The sequence below is a fragment of the Streptomyces sp. NPDC051987 genome (assembly GCF_040680735.1).
GTDB lineage: Bacteria > Actinomycetota > Actinomycetes > Streptomycetales > Streptomycetaceae > Streptomyces.
In genome coordinates this window covers 1-14,813 of the sequence record NZ_JBFAXI010000115.1, presented here as the reverse complement: position 1 = coordinate 14,813, position 14,813 = coordinate 1, and the positions used below count along the sequence as shown (strand labels likewise).

At 72.9% G+C, this 14,813-nt stretch carries 14 protein-coding genes, 2 tRNA genes and 1 pseudogene; 7 read left to right on the top strand and 10 right to left on the bottom strand.

Annotation, left to right across the window (positions count from 1 at the left end; all coding sequences use genetic code 11):
* Positions 1-54: 54 nt before the first annotated feature.
* Positions 55-128, top strand: a tRNA-Lys gene (locus tag AB0M11_RS36565).
* Here AB0M11_RS36565 and AB0M11_RS36560 read toward each other — a convergent pair.
* The 5 genes from AB0M11_RS36560 to AB0M11_RS36540 all read right to left on the bottom strand — a co-directional run bounded on the left by AB0M11_RS36560 (position 94) and on the right by AB0M11_RS36540 (position 5,814).
* Positions 94-1,749, bottom strand: a complete 1,656-nt coding sequence (locus tag AB0M11_RS36560; protein ID WP_365712491.1) for a long-chain-fatty-acid--CoA ligase — start codon at positions 1,747-1,749, stop codon at positions 94-96. The two genes, AB0M11_RS36565 and AB0M11_RS36560, sit on opposite strands and share 35 nt — an antisense overlap.
* A 128-nt stretch (positions 1,750-1,877) precedes the next feature.
* Positions 1,878-2,357 (bottom strand): DUF3592 domain-containing protein, encoded by a 480-nt coding sequence (locus tag AB0M11_RS36555; RefSeq protein WP_365712503.1) that lies wholly within the window; start codon positions 2,355-2,357, stop codon positions 1,878-1,880.
* A gap of 138 nt (positions 2,358-2,495) precedes the next feature.
* Positions 2,496-3,101 carry a lytic polysaccharide monooxygenase gene (locus tag AB0M11_RS36550; protein ID WP_365712490.1) on the bottom strand — a complete coding sequence of 202 codons (606 nt, stop codon included), beginning with the start codon at positions 3,099-3,101 and terminating at the stop codon, positions 2,496-2,498.
* A gap of 106 nt (positions 3,102-3,207) precedes the next feature.
* Entirely contained in the window at positions 3,208-4,338 is a 1,131-nt protein-coding gene (locus tag AB0M11_RS36545) for an SPFH domain-containing protein (protein ID WP_365712489.1), read from the bottom strand.
* A gap of 174 nt (positions 4,339-4,512) precedes the next feature.
* A complete protein-coding gene (locus AB0M11_RS36540; RefSeq protein ID WP_365712488.1) occupies positions 4,513-5,814 on the bottom strand; it encodes a peptidoglycan-binding protein in 1,302 nt (433 codons plus the stop codon).
* Between the two features lie 186 nt (positions 5,815-6,000).
* Between AB0M11_RS36540 and AB0M11_RS36535 the strand changes: the two genes are divergently transcribed.
* A tRNA-Lys gene (locus tag AB0M11_RS36535) sits at positions 6,001-6,074 on the top strand.
* 590 nt (positions 6,075-6,664) lie between these two features.
* Here AB0M11_RS36535 and AB0M11_RS36530 read toward each other — a convergent pair.
* The 5 genes from AB0M11_RS36530 to AB0M11_RS36510 all read right to left on the bottom strand — a co-directional run bounded on the left by AB0M11_RS36530 (position 6,665) and on the right by AB0M11_RS36510 (position 11,736).
* On the bottom strand, positions 6,665-7,336 hold the full coding sequence (locus AB0M11_RS36530) for a class F sortase (RefSeq protein ID WP_365712487.1): 672 nt from the start codon (positions 7,334-7,336) through the stop codon (positions 6,665-6,667).
* Between the two features lie 14 nt (positions 7,337-7,350).
* Positions 7,351-7,896, bottom strand: coding sequence for a hypothetical protein (locus AB0M11_RS36525; RefSeq protein WP_365712486.1), 546 nt, complete (start codon positions 7,894-7,896; stop codon positions 7,351-7,353).
* 116 nt (positions 7,897-8,012) lie between these two features.
* Positions 8,013-8,792: an HAD-IIA family hydrolase gene (locus tag AB0M11_RS36520; protein WP_365712485.1), complete on the bottom strand. Its 780-nt coding sequence runs from the start codon at positions 8,790-8,792 to the stop codon at positions 8,013-8,015.
* 474 nt (positions 8,793-9,266) lie between these two features.
* Positions 9,267-10,298: a hypothetical protein gene (locus tag AB0M11_RS36515; protein WP_365712484.1), complete on the bottom strand. Its 1,032-nt coding sequence runs from the start codon at positions 10,296-10,298 to the stop codon at positions 9,267-9,269.
* Between the two features lie 319 nt (positions 10,299-10,617).
* A complete protein-coding gene (locus AB0M11_RS36510) occupies positions 10,618-11,736 on the bottom strand; it encodes an ROK family transcriptional regulator (RefSeq protein WP_365712483.1) in 1,119 nt (372 codons plus the stop codon).
* A gap of 48 nt (positions 11,737-11,784) precedes the next feature.
* Here AB0M11_RS36510 and AB0M11_RS36505 point away from each other — a divergent pair, with 48 nt between their 5' ends.
* The 5 genes and pseudogenes from AB0M11_RS36505 (at position 11,785) to AB0M11_RS36485 (ending at position 14,678) form a co-directional block, all read left to right on the top strand.
* Positions 11,785-12,855, top strand: coding sequence for a Gfo/Idh/MocA family oxidoreductase (locus tag AB0M11_RS36505; protein WP_365712482.1), 1,071 nt, complete (start codon positions 11,785-11,787; stop codon positions 12,853-12,855).
* Entirely contained in the window at positions 12,855-13,355 is a 501-nt protein-coding gene (locus AB0M11_RS36500) for a heme-degrading domain-containing protein (RefSeq protein WP_365712481.1), read from the top strand. Before AB0M11_RS36505 ends, AB0M11_RS36500 begins: the two co-directional genes overlap by 1 nt.
* A gap of 199 nt (positions 13,356-13,554) precedes the next feature.
* The gene (locus AB0M11_RS36495; RefSeq protein WP_365712479.1) at positions 13,555-13,779 is read left to right on the top strand and encodes a transposase; all 225 of its coding nucleotides are present in this window, start codon (positions 13,555-13,557) and stop codon (positions 13,777-13,779) included.
* Between the two features lie 64 nt (positions 13,780-13,843).
* A pseudogene (locus AB0M11_RS36490) lies at positions 13,844-14,234 on the top strand (transposase).
* A gap of 66 nt (positions 14,235-14,300) precedes the next feature.
* A complete protein-coding gene (locus AB0M11_RS36485) occupies positions 14,301-14,678 on the top strand; it encodes a hypothetical protein (protein ID WP_365712478.1) in 378 nt (125 codons plus the stop codon).
* The last annotated feature ends 135 nt before the right edge of the window (positions 14,679-14,813 follow it).

Below are 14,813 nucleotides of genomic sequence, written 5' to 3'. Positions count from 1 at the left end.
TCGCCAGCCGCGAGAAGCAGTCGAAAGACGATTCCGGCGGTCGGCGGGAGTCATGCGCCGCTAGCTCAGTTGGTTAGAGCAGCTGACTCTTAATCAGCGGGTCCGGGGTTCGAGTCCCTGGCGGCGCACCGGTGAAGGGCCCCTCGTGGACACGAGGGGCCCTTCGGCGTCCTCGGGGGTCAGCCTGCGGTACGTCCGGCTTCCCGGCGGGCGCCACCAGACCGGGTCGGCGCACCGCACCCCTTCCCTCCGCAGGGCCGCCCGCTGGATCTTGTTGGTCGCCGTCACCGGCATCCGCTCCACCACCCGGACGAACCGGGGCGCCATCTTCGTCCCCAGGTCCGGCTGGGCCAGCAGGAACTCGGCGAAGTCCAGCGGATCGAACCGCCCGGCGATCGTCGCCATCACCTGGTCCCCGGTCACCGGGTCCGGCACCCCGTACACGGCGACGGCGTCCGCGCCCGCGTACCGGGCCACGATGTTCTCGATCATCGCGGCGGCCAGGTTCTCCCCGTCGACCCGGATCCGGTCGTCGGTGCGCCCCGCGAAGTACAGGTAGCCGTCCTCGTCCCGGTAGAAGAGGTCGCCGGTCCAGTACCACCCTCCGCGCCGCCGCTCGGTCTCCGCCTCCGGATTGCGCCAGTACCCCTCGAAGGGGTTCGGCGCCTGGTTCACCAGCTCCCCGATGGCCTGTTCCCCGTTGAGCAACCGCCCCCCGGAGTCGAAGACCGCGGGCGGACACTCCCGGCCCGTCTCCTGGTCGAGGACGACGAGCCCCGGCCCCGCCCGCCCCACCGCCCCGTCCGGCGTCCCCGGTGACCACTGGATCGCCGCCCCGCCCTCGGAGGACCCGTACCCCTCCACCAGCCGCACCCCGAACCGCTCCGCGAAGGCCGCCGCGTCCACCGCCCCGGCCTCCGTCCCGAACCCGAGCCGCAGCGGGTTGTCCCGGTCGTCGGGGCGCGGCTCGGTGGCGAGTATGTACTGCACGGCCCGGCCGACGTAGGTGAAGTAGGTCGCCCGGTACCGCCGCACGTCATCGAGGAAACGGGACGCCGAGAACCGCCGCCGCAACGCCACCCCGGCCCCCGCCACCAGCGCGGGCGCCCAGTCGGCGAGCACCGCGTTGCCGTGGAACATCGGCATGCAGATGTAGTGCACGTCATCGGGGCCCACCCCGAACTGCCCGGCGAGCGACCGCCCGGCCGCCGCGAGCCGCCCCTGCGAACAGAGCGCGGCCTTCGGCGCCCCGGTCGAACCGGAGGTGAAGTAGAGCAGCATCCGGTCGGCCGGAGTGGCCCGCCCGGCGTCCGGACAGACGCCCAGGTACGGGGCGAGGAGGGCGCCGTACTCCGGCCCGTCGGTGACGAGGACCCGGACGCCGGGCAGCTCCAGTCCGGCCAGCAGGGGAAGGTGCGCCCGCTCGGTGACCAGGACCGGGCACTCGGTGTGCAGGATGTCCCGCGCCAGCTCGGCCCCCCGCCGGGTCGGATTGACCCCGGCGACCGCACCCCCGGCAAGCGCGGCGGCCCCGAGCCAGAGCGGGAACTCGGGGGTGTTGTCCAGGAGGACGCCGATGTGCGGTGGGGCATCGGGGGGCAGCAGATCGGCGAACAGCGCCGCCCGCGCCGCGGCCCCGCCGGCCACCTCGTGATGCGTCAGCACCTGCCCCTCGAACCACAGCCCCGGCCGATGGTCACCCCACCGCGCGGCGACGGCTTCAGCGATCGTGCGCTTGTCGGAGTCCATAAGAAGGCAGCGTAACTGACACCCCGTCAGATGTAGAGCGCCCCGTAAGGGGCGCGGGGAACTGCGCGACCAGCCCCCACCGACCCGCAGAGCCCCACGGCCTCACCCGGCCCTCACGGATTGCGCCCTCACGGACCGAACCCGTCCCCACCGAACCCGTCCGCCTCCGAGAAGACGAAGTGCGCCCCGGCCATGAAGGCCAGCGCGAACGCGATGAACACCACGAAGAACGCCACGGCGCACCCGGTCCCCACCGCCAGCCTCCCCCGCGCCGGCGGCTGCGCCGTGGCCTTCTCCGGCTGCTCCGGCAGGTAGTACACCGTGACGAAGTCCCCCTCGACGACCGTGGACCGCCCGTTCCGCTCGTCGATGCGGACGGTACGCCCCTCGGCCGTCGTGAACTCGTACACGTGATGCAGCGTGGTCGTCACGGACGTGTCCCCACCGCCGCCACTGGTCGTGGTGTACGCCCGCAGACAGCGGGCCTCGGCGGTACGCCCGTGACGCCACGCCCGGCTGACCTCGCTCGACCGCCGCAGCGTCCTGACCAGTCCGAACACCCCGACGACGACGAAGATGCCGGGAAAGATGTAGAAGAACACTTGCATCAAGGCCATGAGAGTCCCCCGCCTCCGAACACCGGTCCGACCGACCGGCGTGCCGGGAACGTACCCCCGCGGCCCGCGGCGGGGCCTCAAGCGAAGCTCAGATCAGCCCGCTGTTACCCAGCCGTCGAACGGCACCGGTCAGAACGTGACGTCCGAGCAGGCGTAGAACGCGTTGCCCGTGTCGGCGATCGTCCAGACCGCCAGGATCACGTGGTGACCGCTCAGCCCCGACGGCAGGGTGCCGCTGTGGCTGAGGGTGGCCGGCGGGCGCTGGCCGTTGTACGGGACCGTGAGGAACGGGGTGGTGTCGAGGTCCGAACGGGCGAGGGCGTGGTTCTGGTTCCAGCCCTGCTTGGTGACGTAGTACCTGAAGTCGGTCGTGGCGTGCATCGCCGTGAACTGCCAGCGGAACGTGTACGTCTGACCGCCGGTCACCCTGGTCGTCGGCCAGGCCCCGCCCGCCGGGGTCTTCGGCGAGCTGAGCTGGGCGAACCTGCTCAGCCCGCCGTTGCAGAGCTGGCCGTCGGCGGGGCCGGCCGCCGGGAACCCCTTCGGACCCTCGACGCTCTGCGGCTCGTACTGGATGTCGCCGCAGTTCGGCACCGTGCCGTTGGCACAGAGCTTCTGCCTGCTGATGGGGAGGTCGGTGTAGCCGTGGCCGCTGGCGCCGCCGGTGGAGAGCGCGAACGCTCCGGCGGTCGCCACGCCGAGCACGACGGCCGACACCTTGGTCCGTTTACGCATGCTGCCGCTCCTGGAGAACGTGGGGGAGGTTCACTGAGCCGTGCAGGTCTAGACCAAGTCCCAGATTATTGCGGCCCCTTGGACATGTCCATACCAAAGGGGGGCTTCACGGCACGGCCGGGGTCCGCCCCGAGCAGAAGGCCACGGTCAGGTCCCGCACCAGCACCTTGCGCTCGTAGTCGTCGAGGTCGACGAGCCCGCGCGTGGTCAGCCGGGTCACCGTGTCCTCGACCGAGTCCACGACGGAGGTGAGCACGGTGGCCCGCTGCTGCGCGTCGAGCGCGGCGATCCGGCGGCGGTGCATGGCCGCGGCGACCTCCGGGGCGTACTCCACCCGGACCGGCTGCACGGAGAACACCTCCAGGCCGATGCCCGCCGCGTCCGCCGTGACCAGCCGGGTCAGCGCGTCCGTCGCCATCTCCACCGAGCCCCGGGCCGTGCCCGGCGGCTCCACCGGCACCCGGGCCAGCGCGGCCTCCACGCACTCGCGCAGATACGTCTCGTGGTCCTCGACGCCGAGCGCCGCCCGCGCGGTGTCCCGCACCCGCCACACCACCAGGACGACGACCCGGAGCGCGACCCCGTTGCCGTCCGCCGCCGGCATCTCCTCGCTGCGCCAGTGCCGCAGCCGTACGTCGACCCGGCGGCGCAGCAGCAGCGGGTTGACCCAGAGCAGCCCGGTGCGCCGTACCGTCCCCCGGTAGCGGCCGAACATGCCGAGCACCCAGGCCCGTCCGGTCGTCCCTCGCGCCAGCCCCGCGAAGCCGGCCAGGCCGAGCGCGCCCGCTCCGGCGTACGCGGCCCACTGCGCCGGGCCGAGCCCAGCGCCACCGGACGCCGGCACGCGCAGCGCGTGCGCCGTGAGCGACGGCAGCAGCCCGGCCCACCAGGAGGTGGCGAGCGCCCCGGCCACTCCGCCGAGCCCGGCGCACACGCCGGCCGCGCCGGGCAGCACCCGGGCCGGGCGCTCCACCAGGTCCGGGTCGACGGCGGCGGCCGGCCGCGGCCTGGCCGGGAACGGGCGGCGCAGCCGGGGCTGTTCGCCGGTGCCCTGGCGGCGGCCGACCACGGCGGGCCGCAGCGGCACCGACACCGGGTCGGGGTCGTCGCGGAACAGCAGGTGGACGGGGATCTCGGTGGTGATCTCGTTCTGGATCAGGCGGGGAGCCGGGCGGGCGGGCGGACCGCCGTCCGGGGGGCCGTCCGACTCAGGGGTGTGTGCGGTGGTCGTACTCATGCCTGCCTCCAGCCTCCGCGCCAGATGCTTCAGGTGGTCCTCAGGGGTCCTCAGGTGGTTCTCGGGTGGTTCGGGTGGTCCCAAAAAGGCCCTCGGGTGGTCCCACAAAGGTCCTCGGGTGGTCCTGAAAGGGCCCTCGGGTGCTTCTCAAGGGCCCTCAGGGGGTGGACGTCGTCACAGGAACAGGCGGCGCCAGGTCTCCGGCCCCGGGTAGCCGTCGGCCGCGCCGCCGCGCCAGCCCTGGGCCCGCTGGAACGCCTCGACGGCCCTGCGGTCCGCCTCGCCCCAGGCGGGATGCGGGCCGTCGGGGTAGAAACGGCCGTAGCCCTTCTTGATCAGCTGTCTGCCGAGCTCGGTGATGTGGTCGTTGGCGGTGCCCGGCCGGAAGTAGTTCCTGCCGGGGTAGCCCGGGACCCCGTGCGAGGCGGGGGCGGGCGGGGCCGTGCCGGCAGGCTTGACGTTTCTGCCCTTGCCGGTGGCGAGGAGTTCCCAGGTACGCGGGCCCGGCAGGCCGTCGGCGGCGGCGCCGGTCCAGCCCTGGGCCCGCTGGAAGGCCTGGGTGGCCCGCTGGTCCGACGGGCCCCAGACCGGCCCCGGGCCCTTGGCGTAGTGACTGCCGGCGCCCCGCGCGACCAGCAGCTGCCCGAGGAGGGTGACGTACTTGTTGTCGGCGCCGGGCCCGAAGTAGGCCGCGCCCGGGAACGGCACCGCCGTCCGCCCGGCCGGGGCGCCGAGCGTGCCGGGGTCCGCGATCAGGCCGTTGTAGCGGTAGGGGAGGTACTTGGCGGAGTCGGTCCAGTAGGCGTAGGGGGTGGTCTGGCGGCGGGCGCGCGGGGGTGTCTGCTCGTACGCCGTGTAGGAGGTGTGCGTGTAGTCCGTCCAGCCGCCGAAGATCACGACGTGCGAGCCCTTCTCGGGGTTGTCCGGGTTGTGGAAGAGCAGGATGTCGCCGGGCTGGAGCTCGTCCTTGGTGATCCTCGTGGCGAACTGGCCGAGGGTCCCGGTCCACTCGTTGCCGGTCAGCCCCCAGGCCATGGAGACGTAGCCGGAGCAGTCCTGCCGGTACCCGTCGGTCCAGTAGAGGGACATGCTGTACGGCACCTGGGCGCCGACCCAGGTCTTGGCCCGGTTGATGATCTGCGTGCGGGTGATGGGGGGCGTGGTGACCGGGCCCTGGACGGAGGCGCCGTTCGGACCGTGCAGGGGGGACTTGGTGCCCTGCGGGGTCTCCGGCGCGGGGTCCACGGGGACGGCGGACCGGTGCGGGACGGGTGGGGCGCCGTAGGCGGCGGCAGTCGGGGTGCTCGCGGCGAGGGCGGCGGACGCGGCGGCGGCCACGACCAGGACGCCCCGGGCCGCCGGGTGCCCGCCGAAACGGCCGGGCAGCGGGGAGGGGCCGACCCGCCGCCAGTGGACGCATCCGGGGCATGCGCAGGTGCTCGCGGGGTCGAATTCCTCGAATACCGGGGCCGGCATGCGATTCCCCTCACACTTCGAGTGGATATGTCCAGAACTGTGCACAGTGATCAGTTTCCCAACTGTGGCCCAGGTGCGCATGCTGACGGTCCGAATGATGTACGGCGGGGGGCGGACGGAGGTCGCCCCGGTGGCCGATGGTCGGGAGCACGCTTCCCGGTCGGGTAGAGTTCTCCATGTCAGCAGGCGCCGCTAGCTCAGTTGGTTAGAGCAGCTGACTCTTAATCAGCGGGTCCGGGGTTCGAGTCCCTGGCGGCGCACCGACACCCAGAAGGCCCTCCGCACAGCGGGGGGCCTTCTGACGTACATCCCACCGGCCCCGCGATGCCACTTCGGCGCCCTTTGCGGCCCTTTATTACCTATCGCCCCTTTATGTCAACAACTGACACGCCTTATCCACATCATCCCTACACACTCGTTAATGAACGCATATGACCGGTAAACAGCTTTTTCCGCTCTTGTGGCTGTACTGGCCGCAGTCGCGGTGCGAGATGCCCTAGAGGACCAGGAGGGCGGTGCGGTCGGACCTCTGGGCAGCCTCGGTGAAGCCGCGCGCAAATCGTGACATACCCACCGCACTCACCACGAGATGACCCACCTCCTGCCGGTGAGCTGTTACAGCCCGGACTGCCTTGGCCGGCGGGCGAGTTGGCGGGCGGGAAGCTAGGCTCGGGCGGCCGGCGCCTCTAGAGTCGCCTGCGGGTGGCCCGGTCGCCGGGGCGCCCGCCCAGCCTCCCGCGCCTGACGCCGGGTCACTCCCGCGGCCCGAGCGCGCGTGGTCGAGGACCGGCCCGGTCGGCGGTCTCAGGGGAGCGGGCCGTCGACCGGGCGACAGGTGGGGCCGGTACGGCTATGTGCCGGTGCCGGTGAGGTAGGCCGAGACGACCACGTTCGCCGTGTAGCTGTGGGTCGTCCGGTCGAAGGCGCCGCCGCAGGTGATCAGGCGGAGCTCGGCGCGGCCCGACTCCCGGGTGCCGTAGGCCTGCCGGGCGTCGAAGTGGTCGCGGGGCAGCACCCGGACGTCGTCGACGGTGAACTCGGCGACCGTGTTGTCGGCGCGGACCACGCGGATCGTCTCGCCGGGGCGCATCGCGCTGATCTTGTAGAAGACGGCGGGCCGGGTCTCGGTGTCGACATGGCCGACCAGGACCGCGGTGCCGGCCGCGCCGGGGCCGGTCCCGGCGCCGTACCAGCCGACCACGCCGGGCTGGTCGAAGGGCGGCGGGTCGACCCCGCCGTCCCGGTCGAGGCCGCGGGCGACCACGGGGGCCTGCACGCCCAGTTCCGGTATGTCGACGCGCTCGGGCACGGCCGAGGTCAACGGCTTCGCGGCGGGCGGGAGTTCGGGTTCGGACGGCGGGCGGCCGACGGCGGCCACGTCACCGGTGGTGGGGCCCGTCAGGCCGTCGGGTATCTCGGTCACCCCCCGGCCCCACAGCCACAGCCCGAGCAGCAGGACCGCCCAGGCCACCCCGGTCAGCAGCCGTCCGGTGCCGGGAGGACGTTCGGTGTCGTCGGACATCGTGCTCCCGTCCCTCAGCGCGAACCGTGGCGGCGGGCGCTCAGCAGCCCGACGGCGACCGCGGCGAAAGCGGCGAGGAGCAGGCCGGTCACCGCCTGCGCGGTGTCGGGACCGGCCGAGCGGGACTCCACCGAGGCGAGCGGGGCGGTGCCCCCGCCGCCCGCGTGCACGGGCGCGACCGGCGAGGCGGGCACCACACCGGGCAGGTCCAGCTGCGACGCGGACCGCGGCACGACGGTGACGCTGCCGGTGGCGGCGGAACCGGCGCAGGTGACCCGCACGGTGTAGGTGCCGGCGCCGATCGTGGAGCGGACCTGGGCCTGGCCGGTCAGGGCGCCGTCGGCGCCGCCGAGGCGGGCGTCCGAGACGAAGGCCGTCGAGGCGGCGGTGCCGGTCGTACCGGAACAGCCGCTGACCCGCAGCGCCACGACGGACCCGGCGGGCGGGGAGGCCGGGGTCACGGTGACGCCCTGGCCGTCCGCCGCGTGGGCGGCCGTCGGGGCGAGCCCGGCGGCGCAGGCCAGGATTCCGGTACAGAGTGTGAGGGAGAGAGAGCCCATCGTGAACCTCCAGATATCTGGAGGCTCCCCCGCACGGTGCGCCCCCGCATCCTCGGGGGGCGCATTGTTGCTCCGTACGGGTGGTGCCAGGTTTGGCGGCCGCGGTCGGCGGCGGTTCAGATCCGGTCGACGAGGTCCGCGATCGAGTCGACGACCTCGGAGGGCCGGAAGGGGTAGCGGTCCACGTCGTCCGGCTGAGTGACGCCGGACAGCACCAGGAAGGTGCGCATCCCGGCCTCCAGGCCCGCGAGGACGTCGGTGTCCATCCGGTCGCCGATCATCGCGGAGGTCTCCGAATGGGCGCCGATCGCGTTGAGTCCGGCCCGCATCATCAGCGGGTTGGGCTTGCCGACGAAGTACGGCTTCTTGCCGGTCGCGGCGGTGATCAGGGCGGCCACCGAGCCGGTGGCGGGCAGGTCGCCCTCGGTGGACGGGCCGACGTTGTCGGGGTTGGTGGCGATGAACCGGGCGCCGTCGTTGATCAGCCGTACGGCCTTGGTGAGCGCCTCGAAGGAATAGGTGCGGGTCTCGCCGAGGATGACGAAGTCGGGCTCGTGGTCGGTGAGGATGTACCCGATGTCGTGCAGCGCGGTGGTCAGACCGGCCTCGCCGATGACGTAGGCGCTGCCGCCGGGCCGCTGGTCGTCCAGGAACTGGGCGGTGGCCAGCGCCGACGTCCAGATGTTGTCCACCGGCACGTCCAGACCCATCCGGCGCAGCCGTGCGTGCAGGTCACGGGCGGTGTAGATGGAGTTGTTGGTGAGCACCAGGAAGGGCCGTCCGGACTCCCGCAACTTCTTCAGGAAGGCGTCCGCTCCGGGTATCGGGACCCCCTCGTGGATGAGAACCCCGTCCATGTCGGTGAGCCACGACTCGATGGGCTTGCGCTCTGCCATGTGGTGCGTCTCCTGGCGTGCGGATGGCGTACGTGCGGGTCATGCGTGAGCTGGCGCCGGAACCACGGCGTACCGACGGCCCCCCAGCCTAGACACAGCCGGTATCAGCCGGGAACGGCCCGTTCACCTGCCGTCCGGCCACCCAGCCACGCACACCGGGCCGACCACCCGCCGACTCCGGCTCCCCCGACGCCGCCCCGGCTGCCCACGCAGCACCGCCCCCTGCGCCCTGCGCCCTGCGCCCGCGCCCGCGCCAGCGCCCGCGCCAGCACACACCATCGACCGACCCCAGCCCCGCACGCACCCGCAAGCGGTGTCCACCACCGTGGCACGCCACCGCGCGCGCCGAACGCGCGGACGGCCCGGGGCGCACCACCGCCCACGCCGAACGCTCGGACCGCCCAGGCCAGAACGCGCGGACCCCCAGTGCACACCACCGCGCACGCGGACGCGGTCACCGCCCTCGGGTCACCGTCAGCGCCGCCTGCGGGCGAGCAGGAAGGCGCTCGCGCCCACGGCGAGGAGGGTGGCGGAGGCCGCCAGCAGGCCGTGGGCCAGGCCCGTGCCCGTGCGGGCGAGTTCGCGGGCGCGCTCCCCGGCCTCCCAGGCACCCTCGGCGTCCAAGGCCCCGTGGCCTTCCCAGCCTCCACGGCCCTCCCAGCCTTCCCCGTCTTCCCGGGGCTCCTCGGCTGCTCGGCCCTCCTCCCCGGTCCCTCCGGCCTCGTCGGTGACGGGCCGGGCGCTGTCGCCGGCAGAGGCGGGGGGCGAGGCGGTGGGGGTGCCGTCGGGGGTTTCTTCGGGGCTGGCCCCCGTGCTGCTGGTACCGGAACCGTCAGGGCTTTCGGGGCTGGTCCCCCGAGGGGTCTGCGGGGCGGCCTGCGAGGAGTCGCCGGACGGGACGGCGGGGGCGGGGTTCGTGGGACGTGGCGGCGGCTCGCCGGCGATGCCGAAGCGGTAGTCGTTCGACTCCCCCACCCACGCGCCGTCCGATCCCCGACGCTGGACGACGGCCGCGTTGGCCGTGACCCCGTTCCGTACGGCGTCGGAGGTGACGGCGAGCCGGACCTTGACCGAGACGGTCGCCCCGGCCGCCACCGTGAACCCCGGGAAGTCGGCCCCGTCGAACACGCCGACCAGCTCGGATTCGTCGGTCTTCGTCAGCGGCACCGGGCGGGTGTGCGGGCCGTCGTAGAACTCCAGCTCGGTCTGGGAGGGCTTGAGGACCTTCTTGTCGTCGACGAGGACGACGACCGGATGGATGTCGGCGCAGGTGCGGGCGGTGATGTTGGTGAGGTCGAGGTACCAGATGCCGTAGCCGCCGCCGGGGTCGTAGGACGTGGGGCCGTCGTGGAGGCGGGTGGTGAGCGGGAAGCCCTGTTCACCGGCGCCCGCGCAGGACGCCCCGGCGGCGACCGGGGCGGCCGTCGCCCGCGGCGCGGGGGCGAGCACGGCGGCGGTGGCGGCTGCGGCGGCCAGGCAGGGGGACAGGTACGTGGTCCATCGCATGGTCAGGTGATCCTGCCGCGCCCCACCGATGCCGGGCGCCCGCCACTCCGCGCGAGCGCCCCCAGTCCGCCCGAACAGCCCTCTGCCGCCAGCCCTTCCGCCGCCGTCACCCCATTCCCGACGGACCTTTCCCGTCGCCTCTCTGCCGTCACCCCACGCCCGTCTGCCCTCTGCCGCCACCCACGCCCGTCGGCCCACGCCCGTCGGCCCACTCCCCTCACCCCACTCCCCTCACCCCACTCCCCTCACCCCGCTCCCCTCACCCCGCTCCCCTCAGCGTTTCCCGTCGGCCTCTGCCGGTTCCGTCGGCCTGTCGGTGTCAGCCGTCGGCGCGTCCGAACAGTGGTGCGAGCAGCAGTTGGGCCGCGCCCTCCGCGACCCCCTGGCCGCCGCCGGGGGCGAGGCGCACGGGGACGGCCGCGCGGAGGCTGCCCTCCCGCCGGGCGTGGGCGTCGAGGACGGCGGCGACCCCCTGGACGAACGGCTCCGGCGCGGCGGCGATCGTCCGGCCGCCGAGCAGCACCAGGTCGATGTCGAGCAGCCCGGCCAGGTTCGCGGCGCCGACGCCGAGGACGCGTGCCGCCTCGGCCACGTCGCCGCGGGCCACCGCCGCCAGGCACAGCGCCTCGATGCAGCCGCGGTCGCCGCAGTGGCAGGGCGGCCCGTCGAGCTGGAGGACCTGGTGCCCGAACTCCCCGGCTCCGGTGCGCGCTCCCCGGTGCACGGTGCCGTCGATCACCAGACCGGCGCCCAGCCCCGTACCGAGGAGCAGGCAGGCGAAGGAGCCGCCCTCGCCGCCGACGGCGAGTCCGAGGGCGGCCGCGTTGCTGTCCTTGTCGACGACGACCGGCACCCCGAGCCGCTCGGCGAGCGCGTCGCGCAGCGGGAAGCCGTCCCACTCGGGGAACCCGGTGACCCGGTGCAGCACGCCGTCGTTGTGGTCGAGCGGACCGGGTGCCCCGACCCCGACGCCGAGCAGCGAGTCGCCGCCGCGCTCGACCAACTCCCCGGCCAGCTCCACGACCGCGCCGAGGACGGCGTCCGCCCCGGCCCCCAGGTCCACCTCCGCCTGCCGGTCCGCCACCACCGTGCCGTCGAGGTCGACGAGGACCGCACGCAGCTCGTCCCGGTCTAGCTGGATCCCGACCGCGTGCCCGGCGTCCGGCACCAGCCGCAGTACGGTGGCCGGCTTGCCGCCCGTGGAGGCGCGCCGCCCGGCCTCCGCGGCGAGGCCCTCCTCGCGCAGCCGGGCGGTGATCTTGCTGACCGCCTGCGGGGTGAGCCCGGTGCGCTCGGCCAGTTCGAGCCGGCTGATGCCGCCCTCCCCCGCCGTGCGCAGCAGATCCAGCACCAGCGCGGTGTTGTGGCTGCGGATGGCCGGCAGATTCGCCCCGGCCGCGCCCGGCCGCCCGCTCCTCGTCCTGTTCACGCCATCCATTCTCCCTGCCACTTGCACTTTGGCAACAGCGTTGCGAAAGTAGGACGCATGACAGCTGCGACTCCGCTCCGCGTCGGCCTTATCGGCTACGGCCTCGCCGGATCCGTCTTCCACGCGCCCCTGATCGCCGCGGCCGAGGGCCTCGTCCTGGACACGGTGGTCACCTCGAACCCCGAGCGGCAGGCCCAGGCCAAGGCCGAGTTCCCGGACGTGCGGACGGTCGCCACCTCCGACAAGCTGTTCGACCGGAGCGCCGAGCTCGACCTCGTCGTCATCGCCTCCCCGAACAGGACGCACGTCCCGCTGGCGACGACCGCTCTCAAGGCCGGTCTGCCGGTCGTGGTCGACAAGCCGGTCGCCGGCACCGCCGCCGAGGCGCGCGAGCTGGCCGCCCTCGCCGAGGAGCGGGGCCTGCTGCTCTCGGTCTTCCAGAACCGCCGCTGGGACAACGACTTCCTGACCCTGCGCGGCCTCCTCGAAGACGGTTCGCTGGGCGACGCCTGGCGCTTCGAGTCCCGCTTCGAACGCTGGCGTCCGCAGCCGAAGGGCGGCTGGCGCGAGTCCGGCGACCCGGAAGAGATCGGAGGTCTCCTCTACGACCTCGGCAGCCACGTGGTCGACCAGGCCCTCGTCCTCTTCGGCCCGGCCACCGAGGTGTACGCGGAGTCGGTGATCCGCCGTACCGGGGCCGAGACCGACGACGACACCTTCATCGCGCTCACGCACGCGAACGGCGTCCGCTCCCACCTCTACGTCTCGGCGACGGCGGCCCAGCTCGGCCCGCGTTTCCGGGTGCTGGGCTCGAAGGCCGGTTACGTCAAGTACGGCCTGGACCCGCAGGAGGCGGCGCTGCGCGAGGGCGAGCGCCCGGGTGCCGGCTGGGGCGTCGAGCCCGCGTCCCTCCACGGCCGTATCGGGGCGGGAGAGTCGCCCGTCACCGGCGGCGGCCGGGCCGTGCCCACCCTCCCCGGTGACTACCCCGCGTACTACGCGGCCGTGGCCCGTGCCCTGCGGGGCGAGAGCCCCAACCCGGTGACGGCGCTGGAGGCGGCCGCCGCCCTGGACGTACTGGAAGCAGCCCGCCGTTCGGCACGAGACAAGGTGACGGTGACCCTCTGATGCACCACCCGCAGCTCACCCCCAAGACCACTCCCGAACTCACGCCGCCCCTGGAGGAGCTGGAGCGGCAGGAGCGCCGCCTGGTGTTCCGGCAGTTCACGAACGACGACGCGTGGGCCCTCGGCTCGCTTCTGGTGGAGATGGCCCGGGAGCGCCAGGCCCCGGTCGCCATCGACATCCACCGCGCGGGCCAGCAGCTCTTCCACGCCGCCCTGCCCGGCTCGACCCCCGACAACGACGCGTGGATCATCCGCAAGCGCCGCGTGGTCGAGCGCTACGGCTCGGCCTCCTACCTGGTCGGCGCCCGCTTCCGCGCCAAGGGCACGACCTTCGAGGACTCCTCCCGCCTGGACCCGGACCAGTACGCGGCCCACGGCGGCTCCTTCCCGATCACCGTGGAGAACGTCGGCGTGATCGGCACGGTGACCGTCTCCGGCCTGCCCCAGCTCCAGGACCACCGCATGGTGGTGGAGGCCCTGGAGAACTACCTGAAGCTGTAGCGGCTGCGGCGCCCCACAGCGGGGCGGGGAACTGCGCGACAAGCCCCCACCGGCCCGCAGCCGGCCGCCCGGCGGAGTTCCCCGACCCAACCGAATCCGCTAAGAGTTGTCCCGCAATGATCACGGTGAGTCTGGGACGCGGTTGGGTGCGGAGCGGTTTAGACCACGTTGCATTTGGCGTGGTCGGCAGCCTTCGGCCGTGACGATCTTGGAGCGTCTTGTCCCGGACGGGCTGTGGGAGTTGTTCCAGCGGGTGGTGCCGGTGGCGCCGACACGTCCGCAGGGCGGCGGACGACGCCGCTACGGGGACCGGGAGGTGCTGGCCGCAATCTTGTTCGTGGCTACCTCCGGGTGCACCTGGCGGCAGGTGCCCGAGGGCTTCGGTCCGTCGTGGTCGACGGTGTACCGGCGTTTCACTAAGTGAAGCCAGACCCGGGTGTGGGCCAAGCTCCACCGCCTGGCGCTGGACGAGTTGGGCTCGCGCGGCGATCTGGACTGGTCACGGTGCGCGATCGACCGGTCTGCCTCTCTCGATCGGGATCTCTGTCGCAAACACCCACGACGGCCTGGGACTTGAACCCCTAGTGCGTGGGATTCCGCCGGTCCGATCTCGCCGCGGTCCCCGGCGGGGTAGGCCCGCCAAGCTCCATGCGGACAAGGGCTACGACTACGACCACCTACGGCAATGGCTCCGAGCTCGCCATATCGTGCCGCGCATTGCCCCGACCCGGACGGCACCGGTGGACCGTCGAGCGGGCTGTGAGCTGGCTGGGCGGATTCCGCCGCTTGCACCGGCGCTACGAACGCAAGCCCGCGCACTTCCTCGCCTTCGCCGGTATCGCCGCAGCCCTCATCTGCTACCGCCGGCTCCCCACCTGAGGCTCCGAAGCTCTTGCCTTCTGGCCGTGCCTGGTCAGTGAAGTCGTGATCGGAGAGTCTGGAGGCATGCTGCTGCCGCTAACCCATGGGAAGACCGAACTCATCGAGGTCGTCCGCATCACCGATCCCGCCAGGCACCTCAGTTCGGAGGACCTGGCGGGCGACACTGCCGCAATCTGGGAGGGCGACCAAGCCCAGCAGGCCCTGTCTCTGATCGCCGACCTACCAGGCAGTGAGCTGTACCGCTGCTTCCTCCCAGGCTGGGGTATCCGGGCGTACAACTCCACCGATCAGCTCTTCGAGATTGCCTTCTGCTTCCGCTGTCACGGTGCCCGCGTCTGGGGGCCGGATCTTCCTGTCGAACAACAAGGCCAGACCTTCGACGCGGAGAGCCCTGCCGCACTTGAACTGCTCCGCCGATTTCGCTCGTGCCTGCCGGAGTGAAGGACAGGTCTCCCAGACCACTGGTGACCGACCACCCGGTTACTGACCTTGAATGCGTAATGTCGTCATGCTGGTTGGCGTCGGAGGCCGGTGCCGGTGAGGCAGCCGTCGAGGACGTCGGGGCGGTACTGGAGC

Excerpts from the sequence above, each read along its gene's own strand:
- AB0M11_RS36560 (WP_365712491.1), bottom strand. The coding sequence starts at position 1,749 with ATGGACTCCGACAAGCGCACGATCGCTGAAGCCGTCGCCGCGCGGTGG.
- AB0M11_RS36555 (WP_365712503.1), bottom strand. The coding sequence starts at position 2,357 with ATGCAAGTGTTCTTCTACATCTTTCCCGGCATCTTCGTCGTCGTCGGG.
- AB0M11_RS36550 (WP_365712490.1), bottom strand. The coding sequence starts at position 3,101 with ATGCGTAAACGGACCAAGGTGTCGGCCGTCGTGCTCGGCGTGGCGACC.
- AB0M11_RS36545 (WP_365712489.1), bottom strand. The coding sequence starts at position 4,338 with ATGAGTACGACCACCGCACACACCCCTGAGTCGGACGGCCCCCCGGAC.
- AB0M11_RS36540 (WP_365712488.1), bottom strand. The coding sequence starts at position 5,814 with ATGCCGGCCCCGGTATTCGAGGAATTCGACCCCGCGAGCACCTGCGCA.
- AB0M11_RS36530 (WP_365712487.1), bottom strand. The coding sequence starts at position 7,336 with ATGTCCGACGACACCGAACGTCCTCCCGGCACCGGACGGCTGCTGACC.
- AB0M11_RS36525 (WP_365712486.1), bottom strand. The coding sequence starts at position 7,896 with ATGGGCTCTCTCTCCCTCACACTCTGTACCGGAATCCTGGCCTGCGCC.
- AB0M11_RS36520 (WP_365712485.1), bottom strand. The coding sequence starts at position 8,792 with ATGGCAGAGCGCAAGCCCATCGAGTCGTGGCTCACCGACATGGACGGG.
- AB0M11_RS36515 (WP_365712484.1), bottom strand. The coding sequence starts at position 10,298 with ATGCGATGGACCACGTACCTGTCCCCCTGCCTGGCCGCCGCAGCCGCC.
- AB0M11_RS36510 (WP_365712483.1), bottom strand. The coding sequence starts at position 11,736 with ATGGATGGCGTGAACAGGACGAGGAGCGGGCGGCCGGGCGCGGCCGGG.
- AB0M11_RS36505 (WP_365712482.1), top strand. The coding sequence starts at position 11,785 with ATGACAGCTGCGACTCCGCTCCGCGTCGGCCTTATCGGCTACGGCCTC.
- AB0M11_RS36500 (WP_365712481.1), top strand. The coding sequence starts at position 12,855 with ATGCACCACCCGCAGCTCACCCCCAAGACCACTCCCGAACTCACGCCG.
- AB0M11_RS36485 (WP_365712478.1), top strand. The coding sequence starts at position 14,301 with ATGCTGCTGCCGCTAACCCATGGGAAGACCGAACTCATCGAGGTCGTC.